19 protein-coding genes are annotated in these 17,806 nt (G+C 44.0%); 1 reads left to right on the top strand and 18 read right to left on the bottom strand.

Features of this window, described 5'->3' with window-relative positions:
• Positions 1-356: 356 nt before the first annotated feature.
• The 17 genes from DX933_RS13715 to paaA form a co-directional block, all read right to left on the bottom strand.
• A complete protein-coding gene (locus tag DX933_RS13715; protein ID WP_123317205.1) occupies positions 357-1,568 on the bottom strand; it encodes a dihydrolipoamide acetyltransferase family protein in 1,212 nt (403 codons plus the stop codon).
• Between the two features lie 31 nt (positions 1,569-1,599).
• Positions 1,600-2,619, bottom strand: a complete 1,020-nt coding sequence (locus DX933_RS13710; protein WP_123317204.1) for an alpha-ketoacid dehydrogenase subunit beta — start codon at positions 2,617-2,619, stop codon at positions 1,600-1,602.
• 5 nt (positions 2,620-2,624) lie between these two features.
• The gene (pdhA, locus tag DX933_RS13705; protein WP_123317001.1) at positions 2,625-3,677 is read right to left on the bottom strand and encodes a pyruvate dehydrogenase (acetyl-transferring) E1 component subunit alpha; all 1,053 of its coding nucleotides are present in this window, start codon (positions 3,675-3,677) and stop codon (positions 2,625-2,627) included.
• A 19-nt stretch (positions 3,678-3,696) separates the two neighbouring features.
• Positions 3,697-4,839, bottom strand: a complete 1,143-nt coding sequence (locus tag DX933_RS13700) for a Leu/Phe/Val dehydrogenase (RefSeq protein WP_397316577.1) — start codon at positions 4,837-4,839, stop codon at positions 3,697-3,699.
• A gap of 76 nt (positions 4,840-4,915) precedes the next feature.
• Complete coding sequence (locus DX933_RS13695) at positions 4,916-5,314, bottom strand: thioesterase family protein (RefSeq protein WP_123317000.1); 399 nt, start codon at positions 5,312-5,314, stop codon at positions 4,916-4,918.
• 188 nt (positions 5,315-5,502) lie between these two features.
• Complete coding sequence (locus DX933_RS13690; protein ID WP_123316999.1) at positions 5,503-6,456, bottom strand: NAD(P)H-dependent flavin oxidoreductase; 954 nt, start codon at positions 6,454-6,456, stop codon at positions 5,503-5,505.
• Between the two features lie 33 nt (positions 6,457-6,489).
• Positions 6,490-7,266, bottom strand: coding sequence for an enoyl-CoA hydratase-related protein (locus DX933_RS13685; protein ID WP_123316998.1), 777 nt, complete (start codon positions 7,264-7,266; stop codon positions 6,490-6,492).
• 40 nt (positions 7,267-7,306) lie between these two features.
• Positions 7,307-8,509: a thiolase family protein gene (locus DX933_RS13680; RefSeq protein ID WP_123316997.1), complete on the bottom strand. Its 1,203-nt coding sequence runs from the start codon at positions 8,507-8,509 to the stop codon at positions 7,307-7,309.
• Positions 8,510-8,521: 12 nt separating this feature from the next.
• Positions 8,522-9,379, bottom strand: a complete 858-nt coding sequence (locus tag DX933_RS13675) for a 3-hydroxyacyl-CoA dehydrogenase (RefSeq protein WP_123316996.1) — start codon at positions 9,377-9,379, stop codon at positions 8,522-8,524.
• A 15-nt stretch (positions 9,380-9,394) separates the two neighbouring features.
• The gene (locus DX933_RS13670; RefSeq protein WP_123317202.1) at positions 9,395-10,918 is read right to left on the bottom strand and encodes an aldehyde dehydrogenase family protein; all 1,524 of its coding nucleotides are present in this window, start codon (positions 10,916-10,918) and stop codon (positions 9,395-9,397) included.
• Positions 10,918-11,712 (bottom strand): enoyl-CoA hydratase/isomerase family protein, encoded by a 795-nt coding sequence (locus tag DX933_RS13665; protein WP_123316995.1) that lies wholly within the window; start codon positions 11,710-11,712, stop codon positions 10,918-10,920. Before DX933_RS13665 ends, DX933_RS13670 begins: the two co-directional genes overlap by 1 nt.
• A gap of 3 nt (positions 11,713-11,715) precedes the next feature.
• Positions 11,716-12,483 (bottom strand): enoyl-CoA hydratase/isomerase family protein, encoded by a 768-nt coding sequence (locus DX933_RS13660; protein ID WP_123316994.1) that lies wholly within the window; start codon positions 12,481-12,483, stop codon positions 11,716-11,718.
• Positions 12,476-12,781 (bottom strand): EthD family reductase, encoded by a 306-nt coding sequence (locus DX933_RS13655; protein ID WP_123316993.1) that lies wholly within the window; start codon positions 12,779-12,781, stop codon positions 12,476-12,478. Before DX933_RS13655 ends, DX933_RS13660 begins: the two co-directional genes overlap by 8 nt.
• Positions 12,782-12,807: 26 nt before the next feature.
• Positions 12,808-13,308 carry a 1,2-phenylacetyl-CoA epoxidase subunit PaaD gene (paaD, locus tag DX933_RS13650; protein ID WP_123316992.1) on the bottom strand — a complete coding sequence of 167 codons (501 nt, stop codon included), beginning with the start codon at positions 13,306-13,308 and terminating at the stop codon, positions 12,808-12,810.
• Between the two features lie 24 nt (positions 13,309-13,332).
• Positions 13,333-14,148 carry a 1,2-phenylacetyl-CoA epoxidase subunit PaaC gene (gene paaC / locus DX933_RS13645; RefSeq protein ID WP_123316991.1) on the bottom strand — a complete coding sequence of 272 codons (816 nt, stop codon included), beginning with the start codon at positions 14,146-14,148 and terminating at the stop codon, positions 13,333-13,335.
• Positions 14,145-14,501, bottom strand: a complete 357-nt coding sequence (gene paaB / locus DX933_RS13640) for a 1,2-phenylacetyl-CoA epoxidase subunit PaaB (protein ID WP_123316990.1) — start codon at positions 14,499-14,501, stop codon at positions 14,145-14,147. The genes paaC and paaB overlap by 4 nt, the downstream gene beginning before the upstream one ends.
• Positions 14,502-14,517: 16 nt before the next feature.
• On the bottom strand, positions 14,518-15,504 hold the full coding sequence (gene paaA, locus DX933_RS13635) for a 1,2-phenylacetyl-CoA epoxidase subunit PaaA (RefSeq protein WP_123316989.1): 987 nt from the start codon (positions 15,502-15,504) through the stop codon (positions 14,518-14,520).
• A 316-nt stretch (positions 15,505-15,820) separates the two neighbouring features.
• On the opposite strand from paaA, the gene paaX reads away from it, so the two are divergent.
• The gene (gene paaX, locus DX933_RS13630; RefSeq protein WP_123316988.1) at positions 15,821-16,672 is read left to right on the top strand and encodes a phenylacetic acid degradation operon negative regulatory protein PaaX; all 852 of its coding nucleotides are present in this window, start codon (positions 15,821-15,823) and stop codon (positions 16,670-16,672) included.
• 395 nt (positions 16,673-17,067) lie between these two features.
• On the opposite strand, the gene DX933_RS13625 is transcribed toward paaX, so the two are convergent.
• On the bottom strand, positions 17,068-17,595 hold the full coding sequence (locus tag DX933_RS13625; protein ID WP_123316987.1) for a gamma carbonic anhydrase family protein: 528 nt from the start codon (positions 17,593-17,595) through the stop codon (positions 17,068-17,070).
• Positions 17,596-17,806: the final 211 nt, after the last annotated feature.

Genomic DNA, 17,806 nt, shown 5'->3' with positions numbered 1-17,806 from the left:
ACTAGTAGATAATCAAGTACTTTTACGGACTTTTCTGAAAAGTGATACAATGATTGCGCTTACATTTATCCCGTCTTAACGGGCAGTGAGACCCTCGCTTCAAGATTTGAAGATGAAACAATAAAAATAAGTGGGGGATCAACTGCCCGTAAAGGTCCGATTCTGTTCAACTAACATTCAGTGGGGAGGTCAAGCCCCCATTGAAATTTCACTTTATTGCGTGCAATGTGATGGACATGTATTCAGGTAGTTAGCAGATTCCTGTTGAAAGCAATTTTCCAGATTCATTTTTCGACGACGCAATATAAATCGAAGCTGTTACATCTATCTCCTCCTATCGTTTCTCCCACATGGTATTACGTCATTTCCAGTAACAATTTGCCAGGCTGCTCTATGAATTCGGCAAATCGATTAGTAAAGGCAACTGCTGTCGCACCGTCTGCTACCCGATGATCAAATGACATCGATAGCGTCATAATTTGGCGAATCACGATTTCATCTCTTTCATTTACTACTGGTGTCTTTTTTGTTTTATGAAAAGCAATCAGTGCAGTTTCCGGATAATTAATGATAGGTGTTGCAGCCGTGCTTCCGAGCGGACCAACATTGCTCACGGTGAAGGTGCTGTTTTTCATTTCTGCTGGTTTCAAACGGTTGGCTCTGGCTGCTTCCGTCAGGTGTTTCACCTCATCATGGATTTGACCAATGGTTTTCTTATCGACATGTTGGATAACGGGAACGAGCAAACCATTGTCGGTATCTGTCGCCATTCCAATATGGTATTGTTTTTTTAAGCGAATTCGCTCATTCTCCTCATCCAGCTCTGCATTGAATATCGGAAAATCTTTTAATGCAAATACGAGTGCCTTCACAAGGAAAGCAGCCACGGTAATCCGTTGTCCACTATCCTTTAATGCTTGCCGTAGGGAAAGTAAATTTGTCATGTCCACTTCATCAAAATGGGTTACATGTGGAATGGTAAATAACGATTTCGTCATTTTTTTAGCAATTTGTCTGCGAATTCCTCGATAAGGGATTTCATCCAAGACTTCATTTTGGGGTTCTGACCGCTGTAATGAAAAAGTCGTATTAACTGCTGGCTGCTCTTGTTGTGCCGCAAATTGCAATACATCCGCATCCGTTACCCTGCCATCCGGTCCTGTGCCTTGAATGACCTCGATATTCATATTCCGATCTCTTGCAAGCTTTCTTGTATATGGTGCAGCAAGCGCATGAAGTGCAGTTGTATGCTGCTGTATATGTGGCTGCGTTTTTTCCTTTACTGCTGATTGTACCGGTACGGTATGATCTAATGGCTCCACTTTTTCCGTCTGATCAGCTTCAATATATAAAAGTGTCGTACCTACTTCTACCGTAACACCAGGTTCAACCACAATATCTTTCACTATACCTGTACTTGGGGAAGGTAATTCTGCAACCATTTTATCCGTTTGAACTTCTACAAGAGGCTGATCGCTCGTTACTTGGTCACCAACTTTTACAAGATAGCTGACAATTTCCCCCTCTGTCATTCCCTCACCAATATCATGTAATTTTACTTCCAACATATATCCCACCTCATTTCCGGATAGCTTTTTATTAAAATCGATAAACACTTTCTATCTGCTGGGTGATTCGTTTAACTGTTGGCAAATAATGCTCCTCCAATGCAAAAAATGGCACCGGAACATCAAAGCCTGTCACACGTCCAATTGGTGCCCGCAGATGAAGAAAGCATGTATCATTGATTGATGAAATAATGTCATTTCCAAGTCCACCTGTTCGCTGCGCCTCATGAACAATCACTACACGCCCAGTCTTTTGGACGGATGAAGCAATCAGATCCAGGTCAAGTGGATATAGCGTTCGTAAATCAAGCACATCACAATGGATACCTAGTTGCGCTGCTGCCTTTGCTGCTTTTTGTGCAAGCGGAATCATCGCTCCCCAGGCAATCACCGTCAGATCGGTTCCTTCTTCAAGCAGCGCTCCTTTACCAATTTCCACCGTGTATTTTTCTTCCGGCACATCTCCACGCGTCGCACGGTAGCTGCGCATGGGTTCCATAAATATCACTGGATCAGGGTCTTCTATTGCAGCAATTAATAAGCCTTTCGCATCGTACGGATTCGATGGACAAACGACCTTGATCCCCGGCATATGCGTAAACAATGCCTCTGCACTGTCTGAATGTATCTCCGGCGCCCGGATTCCAGCCCCGTATGGTGTACGTACAACCATTGGAACGGAGAATCTCCCCATGGTTTTCATGCGCAACCGTGAAACATGTGTCATAATCTGATCATATGCTGGATAAACAAATCCCATAAACTGCATTTCTGCAACTGGTTTAAAGCCATTTACCGCGAGACCTACCGATGCACCAATAATTCCGGATTCGGATAGGGGCGTATCGACAACCCGCTCCTCGCCAAAATCATCCTGTAATCCCTCTGTCGCACGGAAAACGCCACCATTTTTACCAATGTCCTCCCCAAGTAAAATGGTCGTTTCATCTGCCTCAAGCATGGTCCGCAGCCCTTGATTAATTGCTTGAATCATTGTCATTACCTTTGTGGAGGTTCGACCGGCTTGTATGGCTTCCATTTTAGTTGCCATCACCATCACCCTTTCAAAAATTCAAGATAGAATTCTTTTTGCTCCTGCAGCTGTGGTGGAAGGACCGCAAATACATGGTCAAACAGATCTTCCGGGTTCGGAGCTGGAAATTCCGCCATCCCCTTCACAGCTGTTTCCACCTCGTCATTCAGCTTATCCTGCAATGTTTTTACTGCCTGTTCATCCCAGTAACCATCATTTTTCATAAATCGTTCCAATCGAACAAGCGGATCGACAATATCCTTCCCTTTTCCAGATGGACGATATTTCGTTGGATCATCTGCCGTTGTATGTGCACCTGTACGCCAGGTTACCGCTTCAATTAAAGTCGGACCATTTCCCTCACGTGCTGCTTCTACTGCCCGCTTTGTCTCAAAATAAACCGCAAAACAATCATTACCATCAATTCGAATACCAGGCATCCCATATGCGACTGATTTTTGTGCAATCGTTTTGGAATTCATTTGTCGCTCAATCGGAACCGAAATGGCATAACCATTATTTTGGTTAAATAATATCGTTGGGGTTTGAAAGACACTCGCAAAGTTCAAACCTTCATGAAAATCACCTTCTGATGTTGCACCATCACCGAAATAGGCAATCGCCACGCGGTCTGTACCTTTTCTTTTTTCTGCCCAGGATGCACCGACTGCATGTAAAATTTGGGTTGCAATCGGAACCGCAGCAGGAAAGATGTGCTTTCCAGGCGGGGCTACACAGCCTTCCTGACGACCATTCCAATATAAAAACATCCGCACCATATCGGCACCAAAGGTTAGTGTTGCCCCATGATCACGATAGGTTGGAAAGACCCAGTCGCCTTCTCCAAGCGCAAGCGCACTACCGACCTGACAGGCTTCCTGACCTTCAAATGGGGGATACGTCCCAATTCGCCCCTGTCGTTGCAAGCTTATTGCCTTACGGTCAAACGTACGAATACGGAGCATATGATAATGCAATTGTTGTACAAGTTTTTCATCTATTTGTTCCTGATAAGATGGATCTACTAAACGACCTTCCTCATCCATGATTTGCTTCATTGGAAAGGATGCTTCCATTACACTTCACTCCGATCTGCTAGTTTCGTATCTTCCATTTTGGCCTGATTCCGGGAGAGTAGAAACTATTTCTCCTTCTCCGGTCCTCGAGCCGCTTTTCACAAATACGATTGGCCGCTTCTATCGTACTGACACCATCTAATTTTGCCTGTTGAAATACATCCAACAGACTATAATAGATTTCCTTCGTTTTCATCAACACCCGTTCCTTATTTGCTCCATACAATTCATCAGACACTTGAATTAAACCACCGGAATTGATGATGTAATCTGGCGCGTATAAGATTCCTTTTTCCGCAAGCTGAACTCCATGTGCTTGTGAAGCGAGCTGATTATTCGCGGAACCAGCAATGGCGCGCACCCGAAATTGCGCCAAAGTATCATCATTAATGACTCCACCAATGGCGCAAGGAATAAATATATCAGCATCAGCTTGATAGATTGCGTCTCCATCTACTACCTCAACCGTACCGGATGTGGATTTTGCTACTTCTTGAATCGCTTCAATCCATTCCATATTTAAGTCTGTAACATATAGATATGCACCTTGTTCCAGCAAATGCATCGCTACTTTATAACCTACTTTTCCAAGTCCCTGTAAGGCAAAACATCTTCCACTTAGTTCATTCGAGCCAAATATGGTGTGACAGGTTGCTTGTAAACCATATACCACACCTTTTGCAGTTGGAATAGAAGAATCTCCACCACCGCCAAAGGCTTCCGGCACACCAACGATACAGTTCGTTTCTTTTTGCGCATAAACAAAATCATCCATCGTCGTTCCCATATCTGTACCGGTATAAAATCTACCATTTAACGTTTCAACATATTGACCAAAAGCCCGAAATAATTCCGGTGTTTTATCTGTTTGAGGATCACCGATAATCACTGCCTTCCCTCCGCCAAAATCGACATCTGCTGCAGCGCATTTATAGGTCATTCCCTCGGAAAGTCGAAGTACATCATCTAAAGCTTCGTCCAAGCTTTCATATGGATACATTCTACAACCGCCAAGTGCTGGTCCAAGCACTGTATTATGTATAGCGATAATTGCCTGTAAACCAGATCCTGGATCATTACAAAACATGACTTGTTCATGGCCTGCTATTTTATCCAATACTCTGCTGCTATCATGCGGCGTCATGTCTTTAATCGAGCCCATACGGATTACCTCCTTTATACTTTGTTCAGGTAGTGGTTACAGCAAAGGTTTCATTTCATAAATAAGGGGCTACTTCCTATTCAAGGCGTGTTACGGTTAACTTTTCTTCAATGACTGTTTTAGGAAGAATGACTTGTTTTACTTCGCCAACACCAATTAATCCGTTTATATTATGGGCATCCACCTTCGTAATCACCTGGTTATTCTCATAAGCGATCAGCGTTGCAGTCAGGGTTACTTGGGAATGTAAAGGCGATGGTGCAAGATGCTTGAGCTTTACAGCCGCTCCCATACCTTCCTCATGCTCCTCTAAAAAAGGAAGAATAATCTTTCTGGATACCCATTCCATGTGATATACCATGGCAACGGTTGAATAAGCGGGATGAACCACATCCCCCTCAAAGCTTGCAAACATATCCGCTGTCACTTGAATATCAATGGTTTCTTGCCTGCCGATTTCCATACCTGGCTTCACAGCTGACACCCCTTTTAAATTCTTTGTTTACACAGTGGGAATAGTGCTAATACAGTATAGATCTCCCTTATTAAAGCGCTTACAATTTATTGTTTTTATATAACGTTTATAACGTTATTTACACGTTATTTTATCATCGTGTTATAATGCGGTCAATATGTTGTGAACACAGTAGGAATGAATTTGATCTATACATTGCATTGCTTCCATCCATGTTCAAGCTGCTTCTTAGCATCCCACATCATCTTTTCCAGCAGTTCTTCAACGGTTGGCATATCTGTAATAAGTCCTGCAATTTGACCACCATTCATAAATCCTTGCACGCCATCCCCTTTTAATGCACCGTTCACATGCTGCACTTCTGAGGTTAATTGCTGATATTCCTCTTTCGTGATTCCTTCCGCTTCACGAACAGCGATTTGCTCACCATAGGGAGATCTCAGGATTCTCCTCATCTGCCCAATAGAACGCCCGATGATCATCGTTTCTGTATCTGCTGCTGTCATCACTCGTTTTTTATACGTATCATGAAACGGGGCTTCCTTAACAGAAATAAACCTTGTCCCCATTTGTACCCCGTGAGCTCCTAACATCCATGCTGCAGCAAGTCCTTTTCCATCGGCAATTCCCCCTGCTGCTGCAACTGGAATAGATACTTGCTCCACAATTTGTGGTATGAGGGTAAAGGTAGTCAGCTCCAAATTAGAATTTATACCCGCAGCTTCAAACCCTTCCGCCACTAGCATATCAGCACCTGCTGCAGCTGCTTTTTTTGCGTGTTTTACCGAAGCTACTACAGCCATGACCTTGATGCTATTTCCCTTAAGAATAGGAATGATCGATGCTGGGTTTCCCGCTGATAAGGAGACTGCCCCTACCTGATGCTGTATAGCGAGCATGACCAATTCCTTTGTGTAAGGAGAAACTTGGATTGGTATATTGATTGCAAATGGCTTGTTTGTCAGCCGTTTTGTTTCACAAATAATAGCTTCAACTTCAGCGGGAGACAACGTACCACAGCCAATGGTCCCTAATCCACCAGCTTCTGAAACTGCTGCAGTAAGCTGGGCATTGCTTATATTGCCCATCCCTCCTTGAATGATTGGATATTTAATTTGCAGTAAATTGCATATTGCGTTCATATAGATGATCCTCTCTGTTTGATGGCGCTATGATTAAGTTCCAGTAAAATTTGGTGCTCTTTTTTCTCCAAAGGCGGTTAGCGCCTCCATACGATCTGCTGTAGAAATAGTGAGCTCATATGCCTTTGCCTCCAATGCTAATCCGGTCTGCAAATCCGTATGTAAGCCGTGGTTAATGGCAAACTTGGCTTGACGAACCGCGATGGGACCATTACTCATGATGCTTTCGGCCAGCTCCGTACATGCGGTGTTTAAGGAATCCTTGTCGGTTATTCGTAGAACAAGCCCTAAATCATAAGCCTCCATTGCCGAAATGCGTTTCGCGGTAAAGATTAATTCCTTGGCTTTCATCTCACCAATGCGGCGTGGCAATCGCTGCGTCCCCCCTGCACCTGGAATAATCGCCCAGCTCGTTTCCGTCAGGCCCATCGTGGCATGCTGTGCAGCAAATGCAAAATCACAGGCCAGCATTAACTCCATCCCGCCTCCAAAGCAATAACCATTTACCGCTGCAATTGTAGGCTGCGGTAAATCTTCAATGGCTTGGAAAGCTGCTTGGATTGCTCTTACATTGCGCCTAACCTCAGATTCTGTTAGTCCCTTTCTTTCCTTCAAATCTGCGCCAGCACAAAAAGCTTTTTCACCGGCACCGGTAATCATGACTACATGTACTTGCGAATCGACATGTAGCCTTTCCACAGTTTCTTGCAGCTGACATAGCGTTTCATAATCAAAACAATTTAGTGACGCTGGACGATTAATGGTCACATAAGCAAGCCGATCCTTTATTTCCAACAGCACCTTAGACATCGTGTCACCCTTCCCTTGCGTCATGTTTTATCCATGCACATCATGTATGACCTTCAACGACAAGCGCAATCCCTTGACCAACTCCTACACACATAGTCGCAATACCAAAAGCAGTACCTCGTCGTTTCATTTCATGTAGTAGTGTGGTTAATATCCGCGCACCACTTGCACCAAGTGGATGGCCATATGCAATGGCACCACCATTTACATTGACAATCTCTTCATTCAGGCCAAGCTCCCGAATGCAAGCCAGCGTTTGTGAGGCAAATGCTTCATTCAACTCCACTAACCCAATATCCTCCAGATTTAAGCCTGCCCTGGCGACGGCTTTCTGCGTTGCCGGAATTGGGCCTAGTCCCATCACATGTGGCTCCACTCCTGCAACCGCAGAAGCTCGGTAAGTCGCAAGTGGTTTTATCTTCAGCTCTTTCGCTTTATCCGCACTCATCAAAAGCAAGGCTGATGCGCCATCGTTTATTCCTGATGCATTGCCAGCTGTTATTGTTCCTCCATCGAATAGGGGTCGAAGCTCTCCAAGTTTCTCAAGCGTTGTGTCTGGTCTAGGATGTTCATCTGCGCTCACCCTTACCTCATTTCCTTTTCGATCTTTGTATGACACAACAGCTAATTCATCCTGCAGGCGATTGGCCTGAATCGCCCGCTTCGCTAATTGTTGACTGTGATAAGCAAACTGATCCTGCTCCTGTCGTGAAATGGCAAATTGCTTCGCTACGTGCTCCGCCGTTTGCGGCATGGAATCTGCCCCAAATCGTTCCGTTAGTTTTTCATTTATAAAACGCCAGCCAATGGTCGTGTCAAATAATTCTGTATGACCACGTTGAAACGCCTGAGCTGGTTTTGCCATCACAAGCGGTGCCCGTGTCATGCTTTCTGTACCACCCGCAATAAACACATCCCCATCACCGGCAGCAATCGCTCTCGCTGCATAAATAACCGCATCCAGGCCTGAACCACAAAGCCGGTTAATCGTTGTGCCGGCAACTGAAACTGGTAGACCTGCCAGTAACAGCGACATCCGAGCAACATTACGATTATCCTCACCAGCTTGGTTCGCGTTTCCAAAGACAACTTCCTCTATATGTTCTGGAGCCAATTGGCCATTTCTTTCTAATAATGCTTGAATAACCATTGCACCCAAGTCATCCGGCCGGACATCCTTTAATGCCCCTTTATATCGACCGATTGGTGTTCGGACTGCATCTACTATGACAACGTCTCTCATTGGTTCTTCCTCTCATTCATTACGATAATCATAAACCCCTCTGCCTGATTTCCTGCCCAAACGCCCTGCTTTGACGTATTGTTCCAGCAAGGGAGCTGGTCTGAACTTTTCTCCAAGTGTTTCATGCAAATATCGTAAATTATTTAACCGTGTATCCAGTCCCACCAAATCACCGAGCTCCAAAGGTCCCATCGGAAAATGAAGCCCCAACCTAATTGCTTTATCAATATCTGCCGCTGAAGCTACCCCCTCTTGCAGCATATAAAATGCTTCATTCCCAATCATCGCACTAATGCGGCTTGTGACAAAGCCTGGAAAATCGCGCACATGCACGGTTTCCTTGCCTATATTCTCTGCCAGTCTTTGAATAAGTTGAATCGTTTTATCGCTTGTTTCCAACCCACGAACAATTTCTACCAGCTTCATCCGATGCACTGGATTAAAGAAGTGCATCGCTGCAACCTGTGCTGGTCTTGACGTATAGGAACCAAGCTCAGTCGGACTAATGGTGGAAGTATTTGAAGCAATAACTGCATGTGCTGGTGCATACTGATCCACAGTTGCTAGTATTTCCTTTTTCAAATTCCTTTGTTCAGGAACAGCTTCAATAACGAAATCCGCATGAGATAGGGCTTGCTGAACATCCAAGGTCGTCGATAAACACGCTTCCAGATGCTTAGCTTGCGATGCCGTTACCTTGCCACGCCCCATACCCGTTTGGACCAACTTAGAAATTGCGGTAGATGCATCCGCAAGCTGTTGCGCGTGCACATCGACTAAAATGGTTTGATATCCGGAAAGGGCTGTCGAATAGGCAATTCCTCGCCCCATCACGCCGGCACCGACTACTATAATTGTGTTGATCTTCATCATAGACTTCCTTTCTTACACGCCAAATGGATTAATTGGCTTGGCACCATAATAGGCGAGCACACTTTTATCCTCCATATAAAGATCCAGTGTTTCAACACAAAGCTCCCGGCCAAATCCAGACTGCTTATAGCCGCCAAATGGCGTTCCTGGAAAAGCAGAGAATGGACTATTTACCATCACAATGCCAGCTTGAATTTGATGGGCCACCCGGGTCGCGCGCCCTTGGTCTGTCGTCCAAATAGCAGAACCTAAACCATATGTGGTATCGTTGGCACGCTGGATAACGTCCTTTTCATCTGTAAACTTTTCCACCACAACGACCGGTCCAAAAATCTCTTCCTGTACGACCTTCATATCTGGCGTGACATCTGTAATGACTGTCGGTGCATACCAATGGCCATTTTCAAGGCCTTCCAAATGCAATTTCTTCCCACCTGTTGCAATGGTTGCACCAGCTTCCCTGGCAGACTGCACATAACCATCGATAATCTCCAATTGTTCCTTGCTAATGATAGAGCCTAAATGAGTCGTCTTATCAAACGGGTCGCCTAACTGCAGTTTCTCTGTTTTCGCAATAAACTGCTCCATAAATGTTTCATAAATAGATTCATGGACGAACATTCTAGAACGCGCCTCACAGGACTGACCTGTATTAAAAAAGATCCCGAATAATGAACCCGCAACGGCTGCGTCCATGTCCGCATCTTCAAAGACAATATTCGGTGATTTACCACCCAGTTCCAAAGTAATGCGTTTCAATGTTTTAGATGCCTTTTCCATAATGTCCTTCCCGGTTGGTGTCGAGCCGGTGAAAGCTACTTTATTAATGGCTTCATGCTTCACCAAATAATCCCCTACGACTGCTCCTGATCCCGGTAAAGTATTTACTACTCCCTCCGGAACACCGGCCTCGTGGCAAATTTCATTTAATAAAATGGCTGTAATTGGTGTAAGACTTGCAGGTTTAATAATGACAGAACAGCCAGCAGCAATCGCTGGTGCAATTTTCCACGCAGCCATCATGATTGGATAATTCCAGGGAATAATCTGGGCGCATACCCCGACTGGTTCCTTATGTGTGTAGTTAAAAAATCCGTATGGCATATTATTTACCTTGCCGCGATGACCAACAATTGCTCCTGCATAGAATTCAAAATCCTCAATAGCCTGGTTGATTTGAACCTGTGCAGCACCAACAGATTTACCACTATTTAATACTTCCATCTTCACAAGCTCTTTAAAGCGCTGGCGCATGATTTCAGCAATTCGATTCAATACCCTGGAACGTTTTCCTACCGGATACTTACGCCATTTTCCATGATCAAATGCATCCCGTGCTGCTTGAACCGCTTTTTCTGCATCATTTTCCTGTGCCAATGCAATCGTTGCAAGGACTTCCCCCGTTGCTGGATTGAAGGTTTCGAATGTATCTCCAGCTGCTCCGGCCACCCGTTTTCCGTTGATCACCATGTCATAATGCTTACGTTTCATTTCTCCTGTTTCCGTGATTGCTTCACTTGTTATTGTTTTTTCCATCATCGTTTTCCTCCCGATTCACTACCAGAGAAATTCGGCTTACGTTTTTCTTCAAAAGCAAGCATACCTTCCCGGTGTTCATTTGAAAGGCCAGCAATTCGCTGAGCCTGTGCTTCTGCCTCCAGCATGGCATCATATGGCATATGCATTCCATCCATCATGTAGCGTTTCACTAATCCAAAAGCGGTTGTTGGCAAAGCTGCCAGCTGCTCCGCAAACGCAATGACCTGTTCCTCCCAAAAGGCTGCTTCTATCCATTCTGTAGCAAGCCCAAGCTCCACTGCCTCCTCACCCGTGATTGGCTTACCAATGGTGGCGATTTCTAATGCTTTGGCATAGCCTACTAATCTTGGCAGTACATACAAAAACCCGGAATCAGGGATGAGTCCAATATGCATAAAAGCGGGCACAAATTTCGTCTGTTCTTGTACGATACGAAAATCACAGCCAAGTGCAAGGCTCATCCCTGCTCCAGCTGCTACACCTTGAACAGCCGCAATAATTGGCTTGGGTGTTTTTTTCAATTCCTTCATCATCGGATGGTAGCGTTCCCGAAGAAATGCAGCGTGGTTCGTCGTTTCATCCACGCCTTCTAAGTCCTGACCAGCACAAAAAGCCTTGCCGCTGCCGGTAATTACGATGGCACGAACTTCCTTATCACGAGAAGCTTGCTTCAAGGCACGTATCATTTCTTTGTTCATCATTTCTGTAAAAGCGTTATATGCTGCTGGTCTGTGGAGGGTCAGCGTTGCAACGCCATTTCTTTTTTCATACAGGATTGTATCCCATCCCATGCTTTAATCCCCCTTAAAGGAAGGCGGCCGTTTTTCCATAAACGCTTGCATGCCCTCCTGCTGATCATTTGATGAAAAGGCTAGGTAAAAGTTTTTCCTTTCTACCGTCATTCCTTCCTGCCTTAAGTCAAAGGCTGCATCAACCGCTTCTTTGATGAGTTTCATCGCGAACGGTGCACGTGTTGCTAACTGGCTTGCCAACCGCATCGTTTCTTCTTCCACGAGCTCCGGGGCCACCAAACGATTGACGATTCCGTACTGGTAGGCAACCTCTGCCGGCATGCGTTCGCCTAACCAAATCCATTCCAATGCCTTCTGTCTGCCCATCATCTTCGTCAAAAGCTGTGTCCCTCCTGCTCCAGGCATAACACCAAGGGTTACCTCCGGAAAACCAAACTGGGCATCCGCTGCTGCAATAATTAAATCGCAATGCAATACAAGCTCAAAGCCACCACCTAAGGCATACCCATTTACAGCAGCCAATAGCGGCTTTTTAATGAGACGAATCCGATCCCAAACAGCAAATTGATTGAGCTGTTCCAGGGAAAACGGTGTATCATCTATCATTTCCTCAATATCCGCCCCCGCGGCAAAAGCTTGGTGATTCCCTTTTATTACAATCACCCGAATCGCTCTATCTTGATCAAACTTCTCCAATTGCTGCACAATCTCATCGACCATTTGCCGATTCAGTGCATTCGCCACTTCTGGACGATTCAACTGGATCACACCAATATGGCCATCAACAGTAGCTTGAATATAGTCAGTCATCGACTTCTTCACCAATCATGAGTGTCACCAAATCACCTGCAAACTGCATCACATCCTTACCAGAAGCTTTTCCTTCATCTGTTTTCATTGCTTGCTGTAGTGAATCCAAATCATCATAAACCATTTCACAGAGTAAATAATATTCACTTTTCCCCATCGGAGAACCAATGATTTTGGTTACTTTCATATCACGTAATCCAGGAATTTTACGCGTTAAAGGGGCATGTGTATGAAAATAATGTTCATCAAACTTCTCCTGATCCGCTGGTTGCTTGTACAATGCAATCACTTTGGCCATTCAATTGTTCCTCCTCATTTTGTTATCTATTCATAAACATATTCCACGACCGGTTTCATTGCTTCAAACGGATTTTTACAGGCAATGCAATAGAGAATACTCCTGCAGGCAGTTGGTCCAAAAACATTTTCCATAGATGTATAGTCTGATCCACAAAATGGACAATCAACGGTCCATTCCTCACCTGGCTGATAATTTTCCGGCGGCGGTGATATACCATGCTTTTTCAGCCGTTCCTTTGCTACATCCGTAATGTTGTCGGTTGACCATTTTTCTTCAAATGTAAATGCCACCGAGCAGCTTTCTACCCAATCCATCGCCTCCACTGCCTGCTTCACATCTCTTTCAATAAAATCCAGTGCTGGGCAGCCAATAAAGGTCGGCACCATCTGAATGGCAACGTGATTCCCGGTAATTACTACTTCGTGAATCATCCCTAAATCGAACACACTCACTGTAGGAAGCTCTGGATCATCAACCGTTCTTAACACAGCTTCAATCGCTATGAATCGTTTCTTTTCCTCCACAAGCCTTCCCTCCGTTCAGCCGTTTTACCATACTGCTTCACGATCACTGTTATAAACTTCTGACAGGATATGCAGCGCATGATCTAAATCAGCTGTATGCTCCCCAAATCTTCCAGATCCAAGTTGTTTTTCAAGCGGTCCTGCAGGCATATGCTGTATAACCTCCTGCACCTCCGAAAACCAAGCAGCCCACAAGGTTTCCTCATCCGCTATCAATCCAGCCTCCTGCATCTCCGTGCCATATGGTCCAAGATCAAAGGCATCACCAAATTGCCGCCATGCTTCTTCCACACGTTGCTGTATTCTAGCGGCAGCATCTTCATTTGCCTCCTGCAGCTGTTGAAACCATAATCGCCAATGGGCTAAATGATAAGGCTGCTCCATCAAAACCTTCTTCGCCACATTTGCGAGCGGCCGATAAGAACAGTTTGTAATCGCTTCCAACTTTACTTTTTTAAAGACTTCATATAAGAAATACCGCACAACCGTTAAGGCCCAATCATAATAGGGATCTTCCAAATAAGAGCCATCCCCATTCCGTTTCTCCGCATAGACTGTATTTTTCCGTTCCTTTGCAGGTCGGGCATGCGCTAATTTATCCGCATCACCTGCTCCCAAATCCTCCAACAAGGAATAGAAAAGAAATGCGTGCCCCATTGTGTTTTGTGTAATGGAAGAAAAAGCAACATCTTCCTCGACATGCGGAGCTAAACCAAGCCATTCAGAGCCGCGAAAAGAAATGAGGAAATCATCATCTGCCAGCTGATAAAGCAAATCCTTTAATGCCAGCGCATAGATTTGATTTTCCAATGCTTGTTTAGGCGATTCGATGGCAGTCATGATTTCTTCACCTCTTTCCAGGAGAGAATTTCTTTTTCATCCAGCATGCCTTGCTCTTTTTCACGCCATTTTTTTCGTAAATAGCCATAGCCTTTTGTCGTCCGATAATCTTTATTATCCAAACGTTTGGTCCAATTCTGCCGCTCTTCACTTGTCATGGCGCGGATATGACTTTTTTTAACGACCCATACATCCAGCACATCCTCCCGGCGCATAAAATTTTCCTGTGCCATGATCAATGCCATTTCTTCATTTGGGGCTAATAAGCTGAATTGATGTTGAACCGGAGCCTTTGCACTTCGCTTACTAAAGACTTCATATTCCTGGTAAAAATTTGTTTCATTTGTTCCCATCCCGTCTGCTCCCTCCTTAGCCCACTGGCTGTGCTGCCAACGCTCGCCTAACCCAGCGATTGTTTTCATAGGCAATTTCCCGTAAGCGTAAACGCTCCTTTGAACGTGGCCCTTGATTCCGGATGATTTTCTTAAACTCCTCCCAATCAGGCTGCTGATAGATCCATTCTTCCTTTTCTTCATCATAATGACAGGTTTCATCTGGAACCGTGAGTCCTAAAGAAAATACACGCGGCATATATTTACTCAAAAATGCTTGGCGCAGCTCCTCATTCGTACTTTTGCGAATACGATATTTAATCATGATATCCTGCTTGGAAGAGCCGGTCGTTGCAGCGGATGCAGGTCCAAAGAACATCAAAAGGGATGGCCACCATCGATTTAATGATTCTTGTAACATGTCCCGCTGTTGTTTTGTACCCTCTGCTAATGCCATAATGATAGATTCACCATGCTGGGCATGAAATACTTCCTCCGCACAGATTCGTTGTAAAGCACGTTGATATGGACCATAGGAAGCATCAAGCATATTGGTTTGAGAAATGATTGCCGCTCCATCCACAAGCCAGCCAACCATCCCGGCATCTGCCCATGTTTTGGTAGGCATATGAAAGACGTTATGGAATTTTAAATCACCATTTAATAAATCCTTCATCAAATTTTCACGATTCCTGCCAAATGGACGCATTAAATCTTCTGTTACACGTAATAGCAGCTGGCCATGGCCCATTTCGTCCTGAACCTTCGCCATAATCCCGAGTTTCCTTCTTAAAGTCGGTGCTTTTGGAACCCATTCTTTTTCTGGGAGCGCCCCCATAATTTCACTTATCCCATGCATGGAAATGAGCTTGATAAGCGCTTGTCGATAATCATTTGGCATCCAATCATCTGCCTCTATTTTCTCCCCCGCCTCGATGCGGGCCATAAACTGTTCATACTTCTCTTGATCATCTGCCATATATGCTGTCGTTTGCGAATCACCATCTTCTACATAGTTATACATCGCAGCATCACTCCATTACGATTATTTAACGTCATCTTAACAAAATGTTATACGATAAGCAAGAATAAAAATAATTTTCTAATTATAAAGATACTTTATATTGATTAAATCCCTATAACATGGCGTTGTTTCATTTATCATGTTACTATTATCCTATTATTCAGCTATTAGAATCATACGTTATATTGATATTCCGTTTTATTTTAGTCATGCAATTTAAAAGGATATAGGATGAATCTTTTCTGCCGTTATAGTACACTAAAGAGCAGATTAGCCTTTTACAACACATTTACAACAGATAAAGAAGGGATAACAAATGGAAAAACAGTTCAATACAAGATCCATGATATTTACCTTATTTGGAGATTATATCCGCCATTATGGCAATGTCATATGGATTGGCAGTCTCATTCGATTACTGGAAGAATTCGGTCATAATGAACAGGCGGTTCGAGCAGCAGTATCCCGTATGAGCAAGCAGGGCTGGGTTCAATCAGAACGACGTGGCAATAAAAGCTATTATTCTTTAACAGAGCGCGGGCAGGCCCGAATGGAAGAAGCATCTAAACGAATTTACCAATCGGAAGCACCGGAATGGGATGGTACATGGCGGATGCTCATCTATACCATTCCAGAGGAAAAGCGCCATCTACGGGATGAATTACGTAAGGAGCTCGTATGGAGCGGTTTCGGTTTATTATCGAACAGCTGCTGGATTACACCAAATCCACTTGAAGAGCAAATTACCAGGCTACTGGATAAATACAATATTCACCCATATGTATCTTTTTTTAAAGCAAGCTATGAAGGAATGGAAACACCAGCAAGTCTTGTACAAAAATGCTGGGACCTGGAGGAAGTGAATGCCAAGTACGCCCAATTCATTCAGGAATACAGCCAAAAATATATTATTGAAAAAAATAAAATAGAAAAAGGTGAAATGAGTGATGGCAGCTGTTTCGTCACATGTGCCTTGCTCGTTCATGAATATCGAAAATTCTTATTTATTGATCCAAGTCTGCCAAAGGAATTACTGCCAGAAGAGTGGCTAGGAGATTCGGCTGCCTCGCTTTTTCAAGACTATTACAATGTGCTGGCAACCCCGGCCAAACGATTTTTTGAAACTGTATTTGAACGTGGTGAAGTTGGTCAAAAGATAAATTCCTAAATGGACAGGGGAAAATAAACTGAAACTTCAATCCGTGGGGTTTTTTCCTTCACCCACGGATGGTTAGTTGAACGAATCAGGCCTTAACTGGCTGTTGATCCCCCGCTTACCATGCTGGTTATCAACAAAAATTCTTAAAGGACGGGGATTACAGCCATCTGTGACAAATTTGTCGGGGAATATCTGAAAACGCTGTGCTACTTAGGATGATAGAAATGGAAGCTTCATCAGGATAGAACGGGGAAATTTGCAATCAATCATGATTTGAGAAATTATCCAAAACACCAGGACATATATGAGATGCCATATGAAACATAAAGGAGATTGACCCCGTCCGTTGCGGAGCAATCTCCTTTCCTATTATCCTGAAACTAGGTTGAAGTAGTCTACTACATTCAATCTATCCGTTCAAAAATCTCCTTTTGTTTATAGTCCTTACCATTGCCAACATACGTACGAATGGTTTCTTCAATTAATTCCATATCCTTATCTGTCAAAGTCCGGACAACCTTACCCGGTGAACCAATGACGAGTGAGCGTGGTGGAATAACCTTACCAGATGGAATAAAGCTGTTCGCACCAATTATCGAGTATTCCCCAATATCCGCACCATCGAGCACTGTCGCTCCCATCCCTACAAGAACACCCTTTCGCAATGTACATCCGTGGACAATTGCATTATGGCCAATCGTTACTTCATCTTCTAATATGAGTGGGAACCCCTCATATAAGTGACAGACTGAATTTTCCTGGATATTGCATCGGTCACCAATCCGAATTGGTCCTTCATCTCCACGTAAAACCACATGGAACCAAATACTGGCGTAAGCACCAATTTCTACATCACCAATCACCTTAGCACCGTCCGCTATGAAAGCTGTTTCATGAATCTTTGGAATTTTATCCTTGTAACGATAAATCATCAACAATCCTCCCCCATAACATTTGCCACTTTACCTATACCTTAATAGACGAACTGGATGAAGGTCAATACATTCCCTATTTACGGTTGAGTCAAGTATTTGTGGGAGATTTTTAAAGTACCTTATTTTGTATGGTTTTAGCCCCAGTTTTGGTAGCGATTTCAGGTTTGTTTCCACTCATATGTTCAGTGCCTTATTATTTTTTAAATTC

It is taken from the genome of Ornithinibacillus gellani, assembly GCF_003730295.1.
Classification (GTDB): Bacteria; Bacillota; Bacilli; order Bacillales; family Amphibacillaceae; genus Ornithinibacillus_A; species Ornithinibacillus_A gellani.
The sequence above is the reverse complement of the archived record's forward strand: the minus strand, read 5'-3'. Positions and strand labels throughout refer to the sequence as shown.

Bases quoted from the DNA above. Each gene is read 5' to 3' on its own strand.
- DX933_RS13715 (WP_123317205.1), bottom strand. From the start codon at position 1,568: ATGTTGGAAGTAAAATTACATGATATTGGTGAGGGAATGACAGAGGGG.
- DX933_RS13710 (WP_123317204.1), bottom strand. From the start codon at position 2,619: ATGGCAACTAAAATGGAAGCCATACAAGCCGGTCGAACCTCCACAAAG.
- pdhA (WP_123317001.1), bottom strand. From the start codon at position 3,677: ATGGAAGCATCCTTTCCAATGAAGCAAATCATGGATGAGGAAGGTCGT.
- DX933_RS13700 (WP_397316577.1), bottom strand. From the start codon at position 4,839: ATGGGCTCGATTAAAGACATGACGCCGCATGATAGCAGCAGAGTATTG.
- DX933_RS13690 (WP_123316999.1), bottom strand. From the start codon at position 6,456: ATGAACGCAATATGCAATTTACTGCAAATTAAATATCCAATCATTCAA.
- DX933_RS13685 (WP_123316998.1), bottom strand. From the start codon at position 7,266: ATGTCTAAGGTGCTGTTGGAAATAAAGGATCGGCTTGCTTATGTGACC.
- DX933_RS13680 (WP_123316997.1), bottom strand. From the start codon at position 8,509: ATGAGAGACGTTGTCATAGTAGATGCAGTCCGAACACCAATCGGTCGA.
- DX933_RS13675 (WP_123316996.1), bottom strand. From the start codon at position 9,379: ATGAAGATCAACACAATTATAGTAGTCGGTGCCGGCGTGATGGGGCGA.
- DX933_RS13670 (WP_123317202.1), bottom strand. From the start codon at position 10,918: ATGGAAAAAACAATAACAAGTGAAGCAATCACGGAAACAGGAGAAATG.
- DX933_RS13665 (WP_123316995.1), bottom strand. From the start codon at position 11,712: ATGGGATGGGATACAATCCTGTATGAAAAAAGAAATGGCGTTGCAACG.
- DX933_RS13660 (WP_123316994.1), bottom strand. From the start codon at position 12,483: ATGACTGACTATATTCAAGCTACTGTTGATGGCCATATTGGTGTGATC.
- DX933_RS13655 (WP_123316993.1), bottom strand. From the start codon at position 12,781: ATGGCCAAAGTGATTGCATTGTACAAGCAACCAGCGGATCAGGAGAAG.
- paaC (WP_123316991.1), bottom strand. From the start codon at position 14,148: ATGACTGCCATCGAATCGCCTAAACAAGCATTGGAAAATCAAATCTAT.
- paaB (WP_123316990.1), bottom strand. From the start codon at position 14,501: ATGGGAACAAATGAAACAAATTTTTACCAGGAATATGAAGTCTTTAGT.
- paaA (WP_123316989.1), bottom strand. From the start codon at position 15,504: ATGTATAACTATGTAGAAGATGGTGATTCGCAAACGACAGCATATATG.
- paaX (WP_123316988.1), top strand. From the start codon at position 15,821: ATGGAAAAACAGTTCAATACAAGATCCATGATATTTACCTTATTTGGA.
- DX933_RS13625 (WP_123316987.1), bottom strand. From the start codon at position 17,595: ATGATTTATCGTTACAAGGATAAAATTCCAAAGATTCATGAAACAGCT.